Here is an 18,329-nt window from a genome sequence, read left to right on the forward strand (position 1 = left end):
TCGCGCTCACTTCTTACCTGCCTTTCCGGCCTTGCGGCGGATGACCTCGCCCTGGTATTTCACGCCCTTGCCCTTGTACGGCTCCGGCGGGCGGATCTTCCGGATGTTGGCGGCGACCTCACCGACCTGCCACTTGTTGATCCCGGCCACGTGGAACAGCGTCGGCCGCTCCACGGTGAAGGTGATCCCCTCCGGGGCCGGCACCAGCACCGGGTGCGAGAACCCGAGAGCGAACTCCAGGTCCTTGCCCTTGGCGGTGACCCGGTAACCCGTACCCGCGATCTCCAGGGTCTTGCGGTAACCGTCGGTCACCCCGATGACCATGTTCGACACCAGGGTACGGCTCAGCCCGTGCAGTTCCTTGGCCTGGCGCTCGTCGTTGGCCCGGTTGATCTGGAGCTGACCGTCCTCGGTCCGCTCAACGGTGATCGACTCGGGCAGGACGTGCGACAGCTCGCCCTTGGGGCCCTTGACCGTGACGGTCTGGCCATCGATCTTGACATCGACGCCGGCCGGTACCGGGATCGACTTACGTCCAATACGCGACATTGTTACCAGTCTCCCGATTACCAGACGAAGGCGAGGACTTCCCCGCCCACGCTCCGCTTACGGGCCTGCCGGTCGGTGAGCAGCCCCTGGGACGTCGAAATGATCGCCACGCCCAGGCCGCCGAGCACTCGGGGCAGCTCATCCGACTTGGCGTACACCCGCAGACCCGGCTTGGACACGCGCTTGATCCCGGCGAGGCTGCGCTCCCGGTTCTGGCCGTACTTCAAATCGACCACCAGCCGCCGGCCGACGGCACCCTCCGCAGGGTCCTCGACCTGCCAGGTCGAGATGTATCCCTCGGCCTTGAGGACCTCGGCGATGTTCGCCTTGACCTTCGAGTACGGCATCGTCACCCGGTCGTGGTACGCCTGGTTGGCGTTGCGCAGACGGGTCAGCATGTCTGCGATCGGGTCGGTCATCGTCATGGGTCTCGTCAACCTTTCTCGCCGGGGTTCCCGGTGGCTGTACCACCGGGCCTACGGCGAAGACCTGTCAAGGTGGGGTTACCAGGAAGCCTTCGACACACCGGGCAGCTCACCGCGGTGCGCCATCTCCCGGATGCAGACCCGGCAGAGGCCGAACTTGCGGTAGACCGCCTTGGGCCGCCCGCACCGCTGGCAACGGGTGTACGCGCGCACCGAGAACTTCGGCTTCGCGGCGGCCTTGATGATCAGCGCCTTCTTGGCCATAGCTCAGTTCTCCTTGAACGGGAAGCCCAGGAGCTTGAGCAGCGCCCGGCCCTCGTCGTCGGTCTTGGCGGTGGTGACCACCGTGATGTCCATGCCCCGGGTGCGGTCGATCCGGTCCTGGTCGATCTCGTGGAACACCGACTGCTCGGTAAGCCCGAACGTGTAGTTGCCGTTGCCGTCGAGCTTGCGACCGTCCAGCCCGCGGAAGTCCCGGATTCGGGGCAGCGCGATGGACAGCAGCCGGTCCAGGAACTCCCACATCCGGTCACCGCGCAGGGTGACCTTCGCGCCGATCGGCATCCCCTCACGGAGCTTGAACTGCGCGATCGACTTGGTTGCCCGCCGCACCTGCGGCTTCTGGCCGGTAATGGTGGCCAGGTCACGCATGGCACCGTCGATCAGCTTGGCGTCCCGAGCGGCCTCGCCGACACCCATGTTCACGACGATCTTGACGAGCCCCGGAACCTGCATCGGGTTCGCGTACTGGAACTGCTCACGCAGTTGCGCGATGGTCTCCTCGCGGTACCGCTGCTTGAGGCGCGGCGCCGGCCTGGTCTGGGTAGCGGTGGTCATCACAGGTCCTTACCGTTGCTACGCGCGATCCGCACCTTCTGGCCGCTGTCGTCGAACCGGTAACCGACCCGGGTCGGCTTGCCGTCGGAGTCGAGCACCTGCACGTTCGAGACGTGGATCGGAGCTTCCTGGGTGACGATGCCACCGGTCTGCCCGCCGCGCTGGGTGGTCTGGATGCGGGTGTGCTTCTTGATCCGGTTCACGCCTTCGACGAGGACCTTGTCCTGCCGCGGGTAGGCCGCGATGACCTTGCCCTTGGCACCCTTGTCCTTACCGGCGATGACGACGACCGTGTCGCCCTTCTTCACCTTCACGGTCACAGCACCTCCGGCGCCAAAGAAATGATCTTCATGAACCGCTTGTCCCGCAGCTCACGCCCGACCGGGCCGAAGATGCGGGTACCGCGCGGGTCCCCACCGTCCTTGATGATGACGGCAGCGTTCTCGTCGAAGCGGATGTACGACCCGTCCGGCCGCCGCTTCTCCTTCGCGGTCCGGACCACGACGGCCTTCACCACGTCGCCCTTTTTCACGCCGGCGCCGGGAATCGCGTCCTTGACCGTCCCGACGATCACGTCGCCGATGCCTGCGTAGCGCCGACCGGAGCCACCGAGCACCCGGATGCACAGGATCTCCCGGGCACCCGTGTTGTCGGCGACACGCAGTCGCGACTCCTGCTGGATCACGTCTATCTCCTATGTCTGCCAGTCCTCCGGTCACCCGGAGCTTGGAAGAACCTGGTCCGCGCTACGCGCGGGCTGCCATCCGGACCCGACCGACCCGAACGCCGCGCGACGGCGGCGGACGGGTCGCCCGGCTACTTCGCCTTCTCGAGGATCTCGACGACCCGCCACCGCTTGGTGGCGGACAGCGGCCGGGTCTCCATCAGCAGCACCCGGTCACCGACCCCGCACGCGTTCTGCTCGTCGTGTGCCTTCAGCTTGCTGGTACGGCGCATGACCTTGCCGTACAGCCGGTGCTTGACCCGGTCCTCGACCTCGACGACGACGGTCTTCTCCATCTTGTCGCTGACCACGAGCCCTTCGCGAACCTTGCGGCGGGCCCGGACGACCGTTGCGCCCTGCTCGGGGGCGGTGTTCTCACTCATGATGCAGCCACCTCAGTCGGCGCGGCGGAGAGTCCCAACTCACGCTCACGCATGATCGTGTAGATCCGGGCGATCTCCCGACGGATGACCTGCAGCCGGCGGTTGTTGTCCAGCTGACCGGTCGCGGCCTGCACGCGGAGGTTGAACAGCTCCGCCTTGGCCTCCCGCAGCTTCGTGACCAGCTCCTCTTCGGAGAGGTCACGCAGCTCGGCGGCCGAAACGCCCGCTGCCATCAGCTTTCACCCACTTCGCGCGTCACGATGCGGCACTTCATCGGGAGCTTGTGGATCGCACGACGCATCGCCTCACGCGCGATCTGCTCGTTCGGGAAGGACATCTCGAAGAGCACCCGTCCCGGCTTGATGTTGGCGACCCACCACTCGGGCGAGCCCTTACCGGACCCCATCCGGGTCTCGGCCGGCTTCTTGGTCAACGCCTGGTCGGGGAAGACCGTGATCCAGACCTTGCCACCACGCTTGATGTGGCGGGTCATGGCGATACGGGCCGACTCGATCTGACGGTTGGTCACATACGCCGGCTCGAGCGCCTGGATACCGAACTCGCCGAACACCACCCGGGTGCCGCCCTTGGCGGCGCCAGTACGGCTCGGGTGATGCGGCTTGCGGAAGCCCTTCGGGGGCTTGCGCGGGATCAGCATCTGTCAGCCCTCCTGCGCTGAGCTGTCCGCTCCGGCCGAAGCGGCCGGAGTGGCCGGCGCGGCATCAGCCGGCGCGGCACTGCTGGTCGTGGTCGACGGGCCACCGGAGATCTCCGCGGCGGCCGCCCGGCCAGCCTCGGTACCACCGGCGGTCGTCCCGCTGGAGCCGGAACGCCCGCGACGGGGCCGGTCCGGCCGCTCCCGGCGGGGACGGCTGGGCGCCTCGGCCGGAGCCTCCCGCCCCGGGACCGCGTCGCCCTTGTAGATCCACACCTTGACGCCGATCCGGCCAAAGGTGGTCCGGGCCTCGAAGAAGCCGTACTCGATGTTGGCCCGCAGCGTGTGCAGCGGCACCCGACCCTCGCGGTAGAACTCGGTACGGCTCATCTCCGCACCGCCGAGCCGGCCGGAGACCTGCACCCGGATGCCCTTGACGATCGGGTTCTTCATCGCCGACTGCATGGCCTTACGCATCGCCCGCCGGAAGCTGACCCGGCTGGCCAACTGCTCGGCGACGCCCTGCGCGACCAGCTGTGCGTCCGACTCGGGGCTCTTCACCTCGAGGATGTTGAGCTGCACCTGCTTGCCGGTGAGCTTCTCCAGCTTGCCCCGGATCCGGTCCGCCTCGGCGCCCTTACGGCCGATGACGATGCCCGGGCGGGCGGTGTGGATGTCGACCCGGACCCGGTCGCGGGTCCGCTCGATGTCGACCTTGGAGATACCGGCCCGCTCGAGGCCGCTGGACATCATCCGGCGGATCTTGACGTCCTCGGCGATGTAGTCCTTGTACAGCTTCTCCGCGTACCAGCGCGACTTCCAGTCGGTCGAGATGCCGAGCCGGAACCCGTGCGGGTGAACTTTCTGACCCATTACTCGGCACCCTCCGTGCTGCTCTGCTTGCCGCCGGCCGGCTCGTTCGCGGTCGCGCCGCCCTGCGCCGTGCTCTCGGTCTGCTCCACGGCCGCCGGCTGCGCGTCGGTCGTCGCCGCCTCGGCCGGCTGGGCCTGCTTCGCGGCCTTCGCCGGCTGCGCCTTGGTCGCCCGCCGCGTCGGCTTCGCCGCGGCGACGGCCTCCACCGCGATGGTGATGTGGCAGGTCCGCTTGCGAATCCGGTACGCCCGGCCCTGCGCCCGCGGCCGGAACCGCTTCAGCGTCGGACCCTCGTCCACGAACGCCTCGCTGACCAGCAGCGCGTCGGGGTCCAGCTGCTCGTTGTTCTCGGCGTTGGCGATCGCGCTGGCCAGGACCTTGTACACCTGCTCACTGGCGGCCTGCGGCGCGAACTGCAGGACGGTGAGTGCCTCCTTCGCGGGCAGACCGCGGACGAGGTCGACCACCCGACGCGCCTTCATCGGCGAGATGCGCACGTACCGCGCAACCGCCCGCGCGCCCGGAAGCACCGGAGCGTCGCCCTTCACTGGCATCGCTGTAACCCCTTGATCCTCTATCCGTGCCCGCGACTCAGCGCCGACGGCTCTTGCGGTCGTCCTTCTCGTGACCCTTGAAGGTGCGGGTCAGGGCAAACTCGCCGAGCTTGTGCCCGACCATCGACTCGGTGATGAACACCGGGACGTGCTTGCGCCCGTCGTGCACGGCGATCGTGTGCCCGAGCATCTCCGGGGTGATCGTCGAGCGCCGCGACCAGGTCTTGATGACGTTCTTGGAGCCCTTGTCGTTCTGCGTCTCCACCTTCTTCATCAGGTGGTCGTCGACGAACGGGCCCTTCTTCAGGCTGCGAGGCATGTGCTACCAGACTCCTTCTAGCCGCGCTTGCGGGTGGCGTAGCGGCGGCGGACGATCAGCCGGTCACTCGGCTGGCCCTTACGACGGGTCCGGCCCTCCGGCTTGCCCTTCGGGTTCACCGGGTGGCGACCACCGGAGGTCTTGCCCTCACCACCACCGTGCGGGTGGTCGACCGGGTTCATCGCGACGCCACGGACGGTCGGGCGCTTGCCCTTCCACCGCATGCGGCCCGCCTTGCCCCAGTTGATGTTTGACTGGTCGGCGTTGCCGATCTCACCGATGGTGGCCCGGCAGCGCACGTCGACCCGGCGGATCTCGCCGGAGGGCATCCGCAGCGTCGCGTAGGCACCCTCCCGGCCGAGCAGCTGGATGCCGGTGCCGGCCGAGCGGGCCAGCTTGGCACCGCCACCCGGTCGCAGCTCCACACCATGGATGGTGGAACCGACCGGGATGTTGCGCAGCGGCAGGTTGTTGCCGGGCTTGATGTCGGCGCCGGGGCCGGACTCAACGGCGTCGCCCTGCTTCAGGTCCTTCGGCGCGATGATGTAGCGCTTCTCGCCGTCGGCGTAGTGCAGCAGCGCGATCCGGGCGGTCCGGTTCGGGTCGTACTCGATGTGCGCGACCTTGGCCGGTACGCCGTCCTTGTCGACCCGCTTGAAGTCGATCAGCCGGTACTGGCGCTTGTGTCCACCGCCGTGGTGCCGGGCGGTGATCCGGCCGTGCGTGTTCCGACCGCCCTTCTTGGGCAGCGGCACCAGCAACGACTTCTCCGGTGTGGACCGGGTGATCTCGGCGAAGTCGGCGACGGACGAACCACGGCGGCCCGGCGTCGTCGGCTTGTACTTACGGATTGGCATTGTCTACACCCCTCAGCTGACCGGGCCGCCGAAGGCCTCGATACGGTCACCGTCGGCCAGCTTCACCATCGCCCGCTTGGTCGCCTTACGCTGACCGAAGCCGGTCCGGGTGCGCTTGCGCTTGCCCTCGCGGTTGAGCGTGTTCACGGTCAGCACGCGGACGTCGAAGATCTGCTGGATCGCGATCTTGATCTGGGTCTTGTTGGCGTCCGGGTGGACCAGGAACGTGTACCAGTTCCGGTTGAGCTCGGCGTAGCTCTTCTCCGAGACCACCGGCGCCACGATGATGTCGCGCGGGTCGGCAATCGTGCTCACTTGTCGCCCTCCTCGGTCTGCGCCGGAACACCGAGGAACTCGTCGAGAGCTCCCTTGGTGAAGACCACGTCGTCGGCGACCAGCACGTCGTACGTGTTGAGCTGACCCACTTCGATGAGGTGCACCAGCGGCGTGCTGTTGCGCAGGTTGCGCAGCGACAGCCAGTTGAGCTCGTCGGTCGCGCTGAGCACGACCAGCACCCGCTTGGCGGAGCTGACCTTGCGCAGCGTGGCCAGCGCACTCTTGGTCGACGGCTGCTCACCGGTGACGAACGCCTCCACGACGTGCAGCTGCCCGGAGCGCGCCCGGTCGGAGAGGGCACCGCGCAGCGCGGCGGCCTTCATCTTCTTGGGGGTCCGCTGGCTGTAGTCGCGCGGGACCGGGCCGTGCACCACGCCACCGCCGGCGAACTGCGGCGCGCGGATCGAGCCCTGCCGGGCGCGGCCGGTGCCCTTCTGCTTGTACGGCTTCTTGCCGCCGCCGGCGACCTCGCCACGGGTCTTGGTCTTGTGGGTGCCCTGCCGCGCGGCGGCGAGCTGGGCGACCACGACCTGGTGCATCAGGGCGATGTTGGCCTGTACGTCGAAGACCTCGCCCGGCAGGTCGACGGTGCCGCTCTTGGCACCCTCGGGGTTGATGACGTCAACGGTCGTCATTTGGCGGCACCGCCCTTCTTCGCCTGCGCCTTCGCCGCGCTGCGGACCAGGATCAGCGCGCCGGCCGGACCCGGGATGGCGCCCTTGACGAGCAGCAGGTTGCTGTCCGGGTCGACCGCCTGCACGGTGAGGTTCTGCACGGTGTAGCGCACGCTGCCCATGCGGCCGGCCATCTTGACGCCCTTGAAGACGCGTCCCGGGGTCGCGCAGGCGCCGATCGAGCCGGGCGAGCGGTGCTTACGCTCGACACCGTGGCTGGCCCGCAGGCCGTGGAAGCCGTGCCGCTTCATGACACCGGCGAATCCCTTGCCCTTGGTCCGGCCGGTGACGTCGATCCGGGCACCCGGCTCGAAGGCCTCGACGGTGATCTCCTGACCCAGCTCGTACTCGCTGGCGTCCGTGGTGCGCAGCTCGACCAGGTGCCGCCGCGGCGCCACGCCGGACTTGGCGAAGTGACCGGATTCCGGCTTGTTCACCTTGCGCGGGTCGACCGCGCCGAACGCGAGCTGGACCGCGGAGTAACCGTCCTTGTCGGCGGTCCGCACCTGGGTCACCACGCACGGGCCGGCCTGCACCACCGTCACCGGGACGACCCGGTTGTTGTCCCAGACCTGGGTCATGCCGAGCTTGGCGCCCAGGATGCCCTTCACTTGCCTGTCCATTGTCCGGTCCCTACAGCTTGATCTCGATGTCGACGCCAGCCGGCAGGTCGAGGCGCATCAGCGAATCGACCGTCTTCGGAGTCGGGTCGATGATGTCGATCAGACGCTTGTGCGTGCGCATCTCGAAGTGCTCGCGCGAGTCCTTGTACTTGTGCGGCGAACGGATGACGCAGAAACGGTTGATCTCAGTGGGCAGCGGCACCGGGCCTGCGACCTGAGCGCCGGTGCGCGTCACCGTCTCGACGATCTTCCGCGCCGAGGAGTCCACGACCTCGTGGTCATAGGCCTTGAGCCGGATGCGGATCTTTTGTCCCGCCATGGTGGCTTCTGTTCCTTCTCTCTCCGCCCGCAATGGAGCCCGCTCGCCGGAGCGGATGCCGCCGGTCGGACCCCGGCGCTGCCGTTTCATTTCGGTGTCCGACCCCCGCGGTCGGGCGTGTCGCAACCGCTGACCAGGCTCCGCCCCGGGACTCCGGAGCGATCTGGCCCCACGCGGAGACGATCCCCACCGCTGAGGTCTTGGGCACCGGGCCAGGCCGGCGGCACCCCGGTCGACGACACGGCGAAAGCCGTGCGCTGCCGAACAGTGCGGGTGCCGCGGCAGATCTGCCCCGGACGCCGTGCGAGGGTGGCTGACTGCCGGGCAGCCAGCCACCCTACGCGGACGCAACCTGACTAGTATGCCGTACCGAGGTACGGCAAGGCCAATCGGGCTACCAGTTCACTTGATGATCTTGGTGACCCGGCCGGCGCCGACGGTGCGGCCACCCTCCCGAATCGCGAACTTCAGGTTCTCCTCCATGGCGATCGGCTGGATCAGCTTCACGCTCATCGAGGTGTTGTCACCGGGCATGACCATCTCGGTGCCCTCCGGCAGCGTGACCACACCGGTCACGTCGGTGGTCCGGAAGTAGAACTGCGGACGGTAGTTCTGGAAGAACGGGGTGTGCCGGCCACCCTCCTCCTTGGAGAGGATGTAGACCGTCGCCTCGAACTCCGTGTGCGGGGTGGTGGTACCCGGCTTGATGACCACCATGCCGCGCTCGACGTCCTCGCGCTTGATACCACGCAGCAGCAGACCGACGTTCTCACCGGCCCGCGCCTCGTCGAGCAGCTTGCGGAACATCTCGATACCGGTGCAGGTGGTCTTCATCGACTTCTCGCGGATGCCGACGATCTCCACCTCCTCGTTCGGCTTGAGCACGCCACGCTCGGCGCGACCGGTCACCACGGTGCCCCGACCGGTGATCGTGAAGACGTCCTCGATCGGCATCAGGAACGGCTTCTCGGTCTCCCGCTCGGGCTGCGGGATCGCGGTGTCGACCGCGTTCATCAGCTCCATGAGCTTGTCGGACCACTCCTCGTCGCCCTCCAGCGCCTTCAGCGCGGAGACCCGAACCACCGGCAGGTCGTCGCCCGGGTACTCCTGGGCCGACAGCAACTCACGGACCTCGAGCTCGACCAGCTCGAGCAGCTCCTCGTCGTCGACCATGTCGCTCTTGTTGAGCGCCACGACGATGTACGGGACGCCGACCTGACGGGCCAGCAGCACGTGCTCGCGGGTCTGCGGCATCGGGCCGTCGGTCGCCGCGACCACCAGGATCGCGCCGTCCATCTGCGCGGCACCGGTGATCATGTTCTTGATGTAGTCGGCGTGCCCGGGGCAGTCGACGTGCGCGTAGTGCCGCGCCTCGGTCTGGTACTCGACGTGCGCGATCGAGATCGTGATGCCGCGGGCCTTCTCCTCCGGCGCCTTGTCGATCTCGTCGAACGGCGTGTACGGGTTGAGGTCCGGCATCCTGTCGTGCAGGACCTTGGTGATGGCCGCCGTCAGCGTCGTCTTACCGTGGTCGATGTGACCAATGGTGCCGATGTTGACGTGCGGCTTAGTCCGCTCGAACTTCGCCTTCGCCACTGGTGTCCTCCTGTGGACTTCTTGGTTCGTACGCCCGGCGCGCCGTTCGGCGCTTAGGACTCTGTCGACAGCCTTTCCGGTCCGGTGTCGGCGACCGGGAAGTGCTCGGGTCTTGCGGCGGTCACGCCTTCAGGCCCGGTATGCAGCTCGCCCGAGACGGGCCGGGGAGGGTCAGCTCCCCGACCCGTTACTCGCCCGTCGCCTTCGCGATGATCTCCTTCGCCACGCTCTGCGGCACTTCGGCGTAGGAGTCGAACTGCATGCTGTAGCTCGCCCGGCCCTGGGTCTTCGACCGCAGGTCGCCGACGTAGCCGAACATCTCCGACAGTGGCACCAGGGCACGGACGACGCGGGCTCCGCCGCGCTCCTCCATCGCCTGGATGATGCCACGCCGGGAGTTGAGGTCGCCGATGACGTCACCCATGTTCTCCTCGGGAGAGGTGACCTCAACGGCCATCATCGGCTCGAGCAGCGCAGGGTCCGCCCGACGGGCGGCCTCCTTGAGCGCCATCGAGCCGGCGATCTTGAACGCCATCTCGGACGAGTCGACCTCGTGGTACTGCCCGTCGACCAGGGTCAGCTTGACCCCGACCAGCGGGAAGCCGGCGAGGATGCCGTACTGCATGGCGTCCTGGGCACCGGCGTCGACCGACGGGATGAACTCCCGCGGCACCCGGCCACCGGTCACCGCGTTGGCGAACTCGTAGGTCGGCGCCTCGTTGTCCAGCGGCAGCGGCTCGAGACTGATGATCACCCGGGCGTACTGGCCGGACCCACCGGTCTGCTTCTTGTGGGTGTACTCGACCTTCTCCACCTTCCGGCGGATGGTCTCCCGGTACGCCACCTGCGGCTTGCCGATGTTGGCCTCGACGTTGAACTCGCGGCGCATCCGGTCGACCAGGATGTCCAGGTGCAGCTCGCCCATGCCGGCGATGACCGTCTGCCCGGTCTCCTCGTCGTTCTTGACGCGGAAGGTCGGGTCCTCCTCGGCCAGCCGCTGGATAGCGGTGGAGAGCTTCTCCTGGTCGGCCTTTGTCTTGGGCTCGATCGCCACCTCGATGACCGGCTCCGGGAACGTCATCGACTCCAGGATGACCGGGTTCGCCGGGTCGGACAGGGTGTCGCCGGTGGTGGTCTGCTTCAGGCCCTGGACGGCGATGATGTCGCCGGCGATCGCGGTCGCCCGCTCCTCACGCTTGTTCGCGTGCATCTGGTAGATCTTGCCGATCCGCTCCTTGCGGTCCTTGGTGGAGTTGATCACCTGGGACCCGGAGTCCAGCGTGCCGGAGTAGACCCGTACGTAGGTCAACTTACCGAGGTGCCGGTCGGTCTGGATCTTGAACGCGAGGCCGGAGAACGGCTCCGTCGTCGACGGCTTCCGCAGCATCGGGGTCTCGCCGTCCGTCGCGGTGCCCTCGATCGCCGGCACGTCCAGCGGCGACGGCAGGTAGTCGACCACCGCGTCCAGCATCGGCTGGACGCCCTTGTTCTTGAACGCCGAACCGCACAGCACCGGGTTGCCCTTGTCGGCGAGGGTGGCCCGGCGGATCGCCGCCTTGATCTCCTCGACCGACAACTCCTCACCCTCGAGGTACTTCTCCATGATGGAGTCGTCCACGTCGGCGAGGGTCTCCAGCAGCTTCTCCCGCCACTCGGCGGCCGAGTCGGTGAGGTCGGCCGGGATCTCCTCGACCGCGTAGTCCTCACCCTTCATCGTCTCGCCACGCCAGGTGAGCGCCCGCATCTCGACCAGGTCGACGACACCGATGTGGCCGCTCTCGAGGCCGATCGGGATCTGCAGCACCAGCGGGGTGGCGTTGAGCCGGTCGACCATCATCTGCACGCAGCGGAAGAAGTCGGCCCCGGTCCGGTCGAGCTTGTTGACGAAGCACATCCGGGGGACCTTGTACTTGTCCGCCTGCCGCCACACGTTCTCGGTCTGCGGCTCCACGCCGGCCACGCCGTCGTAGACTGCGACCGCCCCATCGAGCACCCGCAACGACCGCTCGACCTCTACCGTGAAGTCGACGTGGCCCGGCGTGTCGATGATCTGGATCGTGTGGCCCTTCCACTCACACTTGGTGGCGGCGGAGGTGATGGTGATGCCCCGCTCCTGCTCCTGTTCCATCCAGTCCATGACGGCAGCGCCCTCGTGGACCTCACCGATCTTGTACGTGATACCGGTGTAGAACAGGATCCGCTCAGTGGTCGTGGTCTTACCGGCATCGATGTGCGCCATGATGCCGATGTTGCGTACCTTGGCGAGCGCGTCTACGGCGGCCACTTCAATCCCTACTTCGTCTCGTCGTCGACTGTGTCTGCGCGGCTATGCCGGCGGGCATGACAGCGGCCTACCAGCGGTAGTGAGCGAAGGCCTTGTTGGACTCCGCCATCTTGTGGGTGTCCTCGCGGCGCTTGACCGCCGCGCCGAGACCGTTGCTCGCGTCCAGCAGCTCGTTCATCAGCCGCTCGATCATCGTCTTCTCCCGGCGGGCCTTGGAGTACTGGACCAGCCAGCGCAGCCCGAGGGTGGTCGCCCGGGACGGGCGGACCTCGACCGGCACCTGGTACGTCGCGCCACCGACCCGGCGGCTGCGGACCTCCAGGGTCGGCTTCACGTTGTCCATGGCGCGCTTGAGGGTGACGACCGGGTCGGTGCCGGACTTCTCCCGGCAGCCCTCCAGGGCGCCGTAGACGATCCGCTCGGCGAGCTGACGCTTGCCCCGCAGCAGGATCTTGTTGACCAGCTGGGTCACCAGCGGGGAGTTGTACACCGGGTCCGCGACCAGGGGACGACGCGGAGCAGGGCCCTTACGCGGCATCTCAGCTCTTCTCCTTCTTCGCGCCGTAGCGGCTGCGAGCCTGCTTGCGGTTGCGGACACCCTGGGTGTCCAGCGAACCGCGGACGATCTTGTAGCGGACGCCCGGGAGGTCCTTTACCCGGCCGCCGCGCACCAGCACGATGGAGTGCTCCTGCAGGTTGTGGCCGACGCCGGGGATGTAGGCGGTCACCTCGATCTGGCTGCTCAGCTTCACCCGAGCGACCTTGCGCAGCGCGGAGTTCGGCTTCTTGGGGGTGGTGGTGTACACACGGGTGCACACGCCACGACGCTGCGGGCTGCCCTTGAGCGCCGGCGTCTTGGTCTTGCTCGTCTTGTCCTGGCGGCCCTTGCGGACCAGCTGCTGGATCGTTGGCACCGGGTTCCTTTGCTCCCTCCGGCCGCACGGGCGGCCGCACTTTTCCTCAGCCGCCCCGCAGGCCGACTCTCCTACACTCCGACCGGCCACCCGACAGGGCACCGACACCCGCGGTCGGGCGTGTCGCCCGCACGCGGACCCGGCCGTCAGCTGTCAACCACCGGAATCTGCACTTCGCCGTTGCGCTGCCCGTTGACCATCGACCCAGATCGGGCCGCCGGCCCGGATCGGGCGCACGCACGACTTGCCCGGGCAGGCCGGGCACAAGAGGGTAGAGTACCCACCACGCGCGCGCAGGTCAAAACGGCGGCACCGAACTCCTGACCCCGGCTTCGCAATCTCGGAACCCGAACCCCGGACTCGGATCGGCCGTCTGTCTGCTCCGCCCGCAGCGGACCGCTCCGATCACCAAGTGTACCGGTTCGCCCGGGTGCCGGCCCGGCGGGCGGCGTACTGGCCCCAGCCGGATGCTCCTACCGATGGTCAGGCGGCGACCAGCAGGAGCGCGACGGCGAAGCTGAACAGGGTCACCGCCAGCCCCACCCCGCCGCAACTGATCCCGGCGATCGCCAGACCGCGGCCGGTGAACCGCACCGCCGGCGGTGGCGCGGTCTGCCGGACCTGGCGCAGCCCGAGCAGGCCCAGACCGACGGCTGCGGCCCCGAAGGCGACACCGAGCAGGGTGAACGCCCCGGCAGCCCAACCGCCCCAGCCGCCGTCTGCGCCGGCCATGCCCAGGCAGCCGACGGTGAACGACACCAGCACCGAGATGACCCCGGCGATCAACGACGTCACCGCCAGGCCGGACACCACCGGCGGTACCTCCAGGTGCACCAGCCCGAAACTCGTGCCGGGCACCGGCTCCACCCGCCGTGGCGACAGCCGTCCCTCCGGCGGTGGCGGGGCCACCGGTCGGGCACCGGGCGGCGGCCCGGCCGGCGACGTTGCGGTCCCGTACCCCGGGAACTGGGTCACCTGCGCTCCTCCTCGTCCTGCGACCGGCCCAGCCGGTCGTCCGTGACCAGCCGGTGACTCGACCCGGTCGCCCGGGCCGACCGGGTGCCGCAGCGGTCAGTCGATGCCGGGGTCGAAGTCCTGTCCGACCGGACCGGTGGCCCAGTCGAAGATGCCGAGTACCAGCGCCAGGGTCAGCGTCACGACGGCGAGGAGCAGGCCCGTCCAGGCCAGCCGTTCGCCGCGGCGCAGCCAGCCCGTCCCGGTCAGGTAACCCCGCGACGAGTACGCCTCCCGGCGTGCCTGGTTGGCCAGCAGCAGCGCCACCACGGCCGGCACCACGCCGCCGACCAGCAGCCCGGTGAGCGCCGCGACCAACCCGAGCGCGAAGACGGCTCCGGCCTTGGTGGACCGCACCGGGTCGGGGTCCGCCGGATGCCGTGGCGTCGGGTGCGCGGCCTGGGGCACCGGGGTCACCTGCACGGTGCCAGCCTACAAGCTGAAGGCGCCTGTCCCACCGCGGTCGCGGTGGGACAGGCGCCCGGACAGTCGTACCTGCCGCTGATCAGCGGTAGGAACCGAAATCGAAGTCGTCCAGCGGTACGGCCTGCCCGCTGGCCGGCCCGAACCCGTAGTCGGTCTCCGGGTAGCCGGTCATCGAGTAGACCTTCGCCTTCGCTTCCTCGGTTGGCTCGACCCGGATGTTGCGGTACTTGCTGATGCCGGTACCGGCCGGGATGAGCTTACCGATGATCACGTTCTCCTTGAGGCCGATCAGCGAGTCGCTGCGGGCGTTGATCGCCGCGTCGGTCAGCACCCGGGTGGTCTCCTGGAAGGAGGCCGCCGAGAGCCAGGAGTCGGTGGCCAGCGACGCCTTGGTGATACCCATGAGCATCGGCCGACCGGCGGCGGGCTCGCCGCCTTCGGAGACGAGCCGGCGGTTCTCCGACTCGAAGACCGCGCGGTCGACGAGCACACCGGGCAGCAGTTCGGTGCCGCCGGAGTCGATGACCGTCACCCGCTTGAGCATCTGCCGGATGATGATCTCGATGTGCTTGTCGTGGATCAGCACACCCTGCGAGCGGTAGACCTCCTGGACCTCCTGGGTCAGGTGGACCTGGACCGCCCGCGGGCCGAGGATCCGCAGCAGTTCGTGCGGATCGATGGTGCCCTCGGTGAGCTTCTCGCCGACGGTGACGTGGTCACCGTCGTGCACCCGCAGCCGGACCCGCTTGGAGACCTTGTCGTGGACGATCTCGTCGCTGCCGTCGTCCGGGATGACGACGATCTTCCGGGACCGTTCGCCGTCCTCGATCCGCACCCGGCCCGGGGTGTCGGCGATCGGCGCCTTGCCCTTCGGCACCCGGGCTTCAAAGATCTCCTGCACCCGGGGCAGACCCTGGGTGATGTCCTCACCGGCGACACCACCGGTGTGGAAGGTCCGCATCGTCAGCTGGGTGCCCGGCTCACCGATCGACTGGGCGGCGATGATGCCGACCGCCTCGCCGATGTCCACCGTCTTGCCGGTGGGCAGGGAACGCCCGTAGCAGGCACCGCAGACGCCCAGCTTGGACTCGCAGGTGAGCACGCTGCGTACCCGCACGTTCTCCACCCCGGCGGCGACCAGCTTGTCCACCAGGATCGAGTTGAGGTCCGCGCCGCGCTCGACCACGACCTCGCCGTCGGCGCCCTTGATGTCCTCGGCGAGGGTCCGGGCGTGCACGCCGGTCTCGGCGAATTCGTGCACCACCAGCTTGCCGTCGAGCCGCTCACCGACCTGCATGGTGATCGCCCGGTCGGTGCCGCAGTCCTCCTCGCGGATGATGACGTCCTGCGACACGTCGACCAGTCGACGGGTCAGGTAACCGGAGTCGGCGGTCCGCAGGGCGGTGTCGGCGAGACCCTTACGGGCACCGTGGGTGGAGATGAAGTACTCCAGTACCGACAGACCCTCCCGGTAGCTCGACTTGATCGGCCGCGGAATGATCTCGCCCTTCGGGTTGGCCACCAGGCCACGGATCGCCGCGATCTGGCGCAGCTGCAGCAGGTTGCCTCGAGCACCCGAGTGGATCATCTTCCACAGCGGGTTCTCGTGCGGCAGCGAGGTCTCCAGGTCCTTGGCGATCTCGTTGGTCGCCTTGGTCCAGATCTCGATCAGCTCGCCGCGCCGCTCTTCGCCGGTCATCAGACCACGCTGGTACTGCTTGTCGATCCGGGCGGCCTCCGCCTCGTACCGCTCCAGGGTCTCCTGCTTGTGCGGCGGTGCGACGACGTCCTGCATGCCGATGGTCACACCGGACCAGGTGGCCCAGTGGTAGCCGGCCTCCTTGAGCCCGTCCAGGGTCGCGGCGAGGGCCACCTTCGGGAACCGCTCGGCCAGGTCGTTGACGATCGCCGACAGCTGGCTCTTGCGGACCTCGTAGTTGACGAACCGGTAGCCGACCGGCATGACCTCGTTGAACAGCACCCGACCGAGGGTGGTGTCGACGATCAGCGGCGTACCCGGCTGCCACTCCTCGGGTGCTACCCAACGCGACGCGCCGGCGCCGTTGTCGACCTCGACCACGCCGTGCAGCCGGATCCGGACCGGCGACTGCAGGTGCAGTTCGCCGTTGTCGAACGCCATCCGGGCCTCGGCGTCCGAGCTGAACACCCGGCCCTCCCCGATCAGGCCCTCGGTCCGGTGGGTGAGGTGGTACAGCCCGATGATCATGTCCTGGGTCGGCATGGTCACCGGCTTGCCGTCGGACGGCTTGAGAATGTTGTTCGACGACAGCATCAGGATCCGGGCCTCGGCCTGCGCCTCGGCCGACAGCGGTACGTGCACCGCCATCTGGTCACCGTCGAAGTCGGCGTTGAAGGCGGTGCAGACCAACGGGTGGATCTGGATCGCCTTGCCCTCGACCAGCTGCGGCTCGAACGCCTGGATGCCCAGCCGGTGCAGGGTCGGTGCCCGGTTGAGCAGCACCGGGTGCTCGGAGATGACCTCTTCGAGCACGTCCCACACCACCGGCCGCTGCCGCTCGACCATCCGCTTGGCGGACTTGATGTTCTGCGCGTGGTTGAGGTCGACCAGCCGCTTCATGACGAACGGCTTGAACAGCTCGAGCGCCATCTGCTTGGGCAGACCGCACTGGTGCAGCTTCAGCTTGGGACCGACGACGATGACCGACCGGCCGGAGTAGTCGACCCGCTTGCCGAGCAGGTTCTGCCGGAACCGGCCCTGCTTGCCCTTGAGCATGTCGGACAGCGACTTCAGCGGACGGTTACCCGGGCCGGTGACCGGCCGGCCGCGACGACCGTTGTCGAACAACGCGTCGACGGCCTCCTGCAGCATCCGCTTCTCGTTGTTGACGATGATCTCGGGTGCGCCCAGGTCGATCAGCCGCTTGAGCCGGTTGTTCCGGTTGATCACCCGGCGGTACAGGTCGTTGAGGTCGCTGGTGGCGAACCGGCCACCGTCGAGCTGCACCATCGGGCGCAGGTCCGGCGGGATCACCGGTACGCAGTCCAGGACCATGCCCCCGGGCGAGTTCCGGGTGCTGAGGAACGCGGCGACCACCTTGAGCCGCTTCAAGGCCCGGATCTTGCGCTGGCCCTTGCCGCTGCGGATGATCTCCCGCAGGTTGTCCGCCTCGGCGTCCAGGTCCATGTGCTGCAGCAGGGTCTTGATCGCCTCGGCGCCCATCCCGCCGGTGAAGTACTCACCGAACCGGTCGCGCAGCTCCCGGTACAGCAGCTCGTCGGTGACCAGCTGCTTCGGCTCCAGCTTGCGGAAGGTGTCCAGCACCTCGTCGAGCCGGTCGATCTCCCGCTGCGCCCGGTCGCGGATCTGGCGCATCTCCCGCTCGCCGGACTCCTTGACCTTGCGGCGTACGTCGGCCTTGGCGCCCTCGGCCTCCAGCTCGGCCAGGTCGGCCTCCAGCTTGGCGGCCCGCTTCTCGATCTCCGAGTCGCGGCTGTTCTCCGACTGGCGCTTCTCCGCGAAGATCTCGTTCTCGATCGTCGACATGTCGCGGTGGCGCGCCTCGGCGTCGACCCCGGTCACAACGTACGACGCGAAGTAGATGATCTTTTCCAGGTCCTTCGGCGCCAGGTCGAGCAGGTAGCCGAGCCGGCTCGGGACGCCCTTGAAGTACCAGATGTGGGTGACCGGGGCGGCGAGCTCGATGTGCCCCATCCGCTCACGACGGACCTTGGATCGGGTCACCTCGACGCCGCACCGCTCACAGATGATGCCCTTGAAGCGGACGCGCTTGTACTTGCCGCAGTAGCACTCCCAGTCCCGCTGCGGGCCGAAGATCTTCTCGCAGAAGAGCCCGTCCTTCTCCGGCTTGAGGGTGCGGTAGTTGATCGTCTCGGGCTTCTTGACCTCGCCGTGGGACCACTGACGAATGTCGTCGGCGGTGGCGAGACCGATGCGCAACTCGTCGAAGAAGTTGACGTCGAGCAC

The 18,329-nt window shown here is 68.1% G+C and carries 23 protein-coding genes and 1 pseudogene; all 24 read right to left on the minus strand.

Translation table 11 applies throughout. From position 1 onward, the window contains the following. Window positions 1-6: 6 nt before the first annotated feature. Window positions 7-549, minus strand: a complete 543-nt coding sequence (rplF, locus tag O7553_RS23970) for a 50S ribosomal protein L6 (protein ID WP_123606135.1) — start codon at window positions 547-549, stop codon at window positions 7-9. Window positions 550-566: 17 nt separating this feature from the next. Further along, complete coding sequence (rpsH, locus tag O7553_RS23975) at window positions 567-974, minus strand: 30S ribosomal protein S8 (RefSeq protein ID WP_123606136.1); 408 nt, start codon at window positions 972-974, stop codon at window positions 567-569. Window positions 975-1,052: 78 nt separating this feature from the next. Beyond that, a complete protein-coding gene (locus tag O7553_RS23980) occupies window positions 1,053-1,238 on the minus strand; it encodes a type Z 30S ribosomal protein S14 (protein WP_007465272.1) in 186 nt (61 codons plus the stop codon). Window positions 1,239-1,241: 3 nt separating this feature from the next. Then, window positions 1,242-1,811, minus strand: coding sequence for a 50S ribosomal protein L5 (rplE, locus tag O7553_RS23985; protein WP_278173693.1), 570 nt, complete (start codon window positions 1,809-1,811; stop codon window positions 1,242-1,244). Further along, window positions 1,811-2,131: a 50S ribosomal protein L24 gene (rplX, locus tag O7553_RS23990; RefSeq protein ID WP_123606138.1), complete on the minus strand. Its 321-nt coding sequence runs from the start codon at window positions 2,129-2,131 to the stop codon at window positions 1,811-1,813. Before rplX ends, rplE begins: the two co-directional genes overlap by 1 nt. Then, window positions 2,128-2,496, minus strand: a complete 369-nt coding sequence (rplN, locus tag O7553_RS23995; protein WP_123606139.1) for a 50S ribosomal protein L14 — start codon at window positions 2,494-2,496, stop codon at window positions 2,128-2,130. Before rplN ends, rplX begins: the two co-directional genes overlap by 4 nt. 131 nt (window positions 2,497-2,627) lie before the next feature. Further along, window positions 2,628-2,918, minus strand: coding sequence for a 30S ribosomal protein S17 (gene rpsQ, locus O7553_RS24000; protein WP_123606140.1), 291 nt, complete (start codon window positions 2,916-2,918; stop codon window positions 2,628-2,630). Further along, window positions 2,915-3,151, minus strand: coding sequence for a 50S ribosomal protein L29 (gene rpmC / locus O7553_RS24005; protein ID WP_281551889.1), 237 nt, complete (start codon window positions 3,149-3,151; stop codon window positions 2,915-2,917). Before rpmC ends, rpsQ begins: the two co-directional genes overlap by 4 nt. Continuing rightward, window positions 3,151-3,576, minus strand: coding sequence for a 50S ribosomal protein L16 (gene rplP, locus O7553_RS24010; RefSeq protein ID WP_123606142.1), 426 nt, complete (start codon window positions 3,574-3,576; stop codon window positions 3,151-3,153). The genes rpmC and rplP overlap by 1 nt, the downstream gene beginning before the upstream one ends. A gap of 3 nt (window positions 3,577-3,579) precedes the next feature. Continuing rightward, on the minus strand, window positions 3,580-4,446 hold the full coding sequence (rpsC, locus tag O7553_RS24015; protein ID WP_123606143.1) for a 30S ribosomal protein S3: 867 nt from the start codon (window positions 4,444-4,446) through the stop codon (window positions 3,580-3,582). Window positions 4,447-4,544: 98 nt separating this feature from the next. Beyond that, window positions 4,545-5,000, minus strand: a pseudogene (gene rplV, locus O7553_RS24020) (50S ribosomal protein L22); the annotation flags it as partial. 37 nt (window positions 5,001-5,037) lie between these two features. After that, the gene (gene rpsS, locus O7553_RS24025) at window positions 5,038-5,319 is read right to left on the minus strand and encodes a 30S ribosomal protein S19 (protein WP_123606145.1); all 282 of its coding nucleotides are present in this window, start codon (window positions 5,317-5,319) and stop codon (window positions 5,038-5,040) included. A gap of 17 nt (window positions 5,320-5,336) precedes the next feature. Continuing rightward, window positions 5,337-6,176: a 50S ribosomal protein L2 gene (rplB, locus tag O7553_RS24030; RefSeq protein ID WP_281551891.1), complete on the minus strand. Its 840-nt coding sequence runs from the start codon at window positions 6,174-6,176 to the stop codon at window positions 5,337-5,339. Window positions 6,177-6,188: 12 nt separating this feature from the next. Then, window positions 6,189-6,491, minus strand: a complete 303-nt coding sequence (rplW, locus tag O7553_RS24035; RefSeq protein WP_278173680.1) for a 50S ribosomal protein L23 — start codon at window positions 6,489-6,491, stop codon at window positions 6,189-6,191. Then, on the minus strand, window positions 6,488-7,147 hold the full coding sequence (gene rplD / locus O7553_RS24040) for a 50S ribosomal protein L4 (protein WP_281551892.1): 660 nt from the start codon (window positions 7,145-7,147) through the stop codon (window positions 6,488-6,490). Before rplD ends, rplW begins: the two co-directional genes overlap by 4 nt. After that, window positions 7,144-7,809 (minus strand): 50S ribosomal protein L3, encoded by a 666-nt coding sequence (gene rplC / locus O7553_RS24045; RefSeq protein ID WP_281551893.1) that lies wholly within the window; start codon window positions 7,807-7,809, stop codon window positions 7,144-7,146. Before rplC ends, rplD begins: the two co-directional genes overlap by 4 nt. Before the next feature lie 10 nt (window positions 7,810-7,819). Continuing rightward, window positions 7,820-8,128 (minus strand): 30S ribosomal protein S10, encoded by a 309-nt coding sequence (gene rpsJ / locus O7553_RS24050; RefSeq protein ID WP_007073037.1) that lies wholly within the window; start codon window positions 8,126-8,128, stop codon window positions 7,820-7,822. Window positions 8,129-8,530: 402 nt separating this feature from the next. Next, entirely contained in the window at window positions 8,531-9,724 is a 1,194-nt protein-coding gene (tuf, locus tag O7553_RS24055) for an elongation factor Tu (RefSeq protein WP_281551894.1), read from the minus strand. Between the two features lie 187 nt (window positions 9,725-9,911). Then, window positions 9,912-12,008 (minus strand): elongation factor G, encoded by a 2,097-nt coding sequence (gene fusA / locus O7553_RS24060; protein WP_281551895.1) that lies wholly within the window; start codon window positions 12,006-12,008, stop codon window positions 9,912-9,914. A 67-nt stretch (window positions 12,009-12,075) separates the two neighbouring features. Beyond that, a complete protein-coding gene (rpsG, locus tag O7553_RS24065) occupies window positions 12,076-12,546 on the minus strand; it encodes a 30S ribosomal protein S7 (protein ID WP_278112081.1) in 471 nt (156 codons plus the stop codon). Window position 12,547: 1 nt separating this feature from the next. Next, window positions 12,548-12,922 (minus strand): 30S ribosomal protein S12, encoded by a 375-nt coding sequence (gene rpsL / locus O7553_RS24070; protein WP_123606153.1) that lies wholly within the window; start codon window positions 12,920-12,922, stop codon window positions 12,548-12,550. A 483-nt stretch (window positions 12,923-13,405) separates the two neighbouring features. Beyond that, on the minus strand, window positions 13,406-13,780 hold the full coding sequence (locus O7553_RS24075) for a hypothetical protein (protein ID WP_281555729.1): 375 nt from the start codon (window positions 13,778-13,780) through the stop codon (window positions 13,406-13,408). A gap of 213 nt (window positions 13,781-13,993) precedes the next feature. Next, entirely contained in the window at window positions 13,994-14,359 is a 366-nt protein-coding gene (locus tag O7553_RS24080) for a hypothetical protein (protein WP_281551896.1), read from the minus strand. Window positions 14,360-14,441: 82 nt separating this feature from the next. Further along, window positions 14,442-18,329, minus strand: a complete 3,888-nt coding sequence (locus O7553_RS24085; RefSeq protein ID WP_281551897.1) for a DNA-directed RNA polymerase subunit beta' — start codon at window positions 18,327-18,329, stop codon at window positions 14,442-14,444.

Origin of the sequence: Solwaraspora sp. WMMA2059 (assembly GCF_027497315.1) — a bacterium.
Lineage (GTDB): Bacteria > Actinomycetota > Actinomycetes > Mycobacteriales > Micromonosporaceae > Micromonospora_E.

What these genes read in the sequence shown, in the direction of transcription:
- rpmC (WP_281551889.1), bottom strand. Translation starts at nt 3,151, where the DNA reads ATGGCAGCGGGCGTTTCGGCCGCCGAGCTGCGTGACCTCTCCGAAGAG.
- rplF (WP_123606135.1), bottom strand. Translation starts at nt 549, where the DNA reads ATGTCGCGTATTGGACGTAAGTCGATCCCGGTACCGGCCGGCGTCGAT.
- rplB (WP_281551891.1), bottom strand. Translation starts at nt 6,176, where the DNA reads ATGCCAATCCGTAAGTACAAGCCGACGACGCCGGGCCGCCGTGGTTCG.
- rpsJ (WP_007073037.1), bottom strand. Translation starts at nt 8,128, where the DNA reads ATGGCGGGACAAAAGATCCGCATCCGGCTCAAGGCCTATGACCACGAG.
- O7553_RS23980 (WP_007465272.1), bottom strand. Translation starts at nt 1,238, where the DNA reads ATGGCCAAGAAGGCGCTGATCATCAAGGCCGCCGCGAAGCCGAAGTTC.
- rpsS (WP_123606145.1), bottom strand. Translation starts at nt 5,319, where the DNA reads ATGCCTCGCAGCCTGAAGAAGGGCCCGTTCGTCGACGACCACCTGATG.
- rpsG (WP_278112081.1), bottom strand. Translation starts at nt 12,546, where the DNA reads ATGCCGCGTAAGGGCCCTGCTCCGCGTCGTCCCCTGGTCGCGGACCCG.
- rplD (WP_281551892.1), bottom strand. Translation starts at nt 7,147, where the DNA reads ATGACGACCGTTGACGTCATCAACCCCGAGGGTGCCAAGAGCGGCACC.
- rplC (WP_281551893.1), bottom strand. Translation starts at nt 7,809, where the DNA reads ATGGACAGGCAAGTGAAGGGCATCCTGGGCGCCAAGCTCGGCATGACC.
- rpsC (WP_123606143.1), bottom strand. Translation starts at nt 4,446, where the DNA reads ATGGGTCAGAAAGTTCACCCGCACGGGTTCCGGCTCGGCATCTCGACC.
- rpsH (WP_123606136.1), bottom strand. Translation starts at nt 974, where the DNA reads ATGACGATGACCGACCCGATCGCAGACATGCTGACCCGTCTGCGCAAC.
- rplP (WP_123606142.1), bottom strand. Translation starts at nt 3,576, where the DNA reads ATGCTGATCCCGCGCAAGCCCCCGAAGGGCTTCCGCAAGCCGCATCAC.
- rplE (WP_278173693.1), bottom strand. Translation starts at nt 1,811, where the DNA reads ATGACCACCGCTACCCAGACCAGGCCGGCGCCGCGCCTCAAGCAGCGG.
- rpsQ (WP_123606140.1), bottom strand. Translation starts at nt 2,918, where the DNA reads ATGAGTGAGAACACCGCCCCCGAGCAGGGCGCAACGGTCGTCCGGGCC.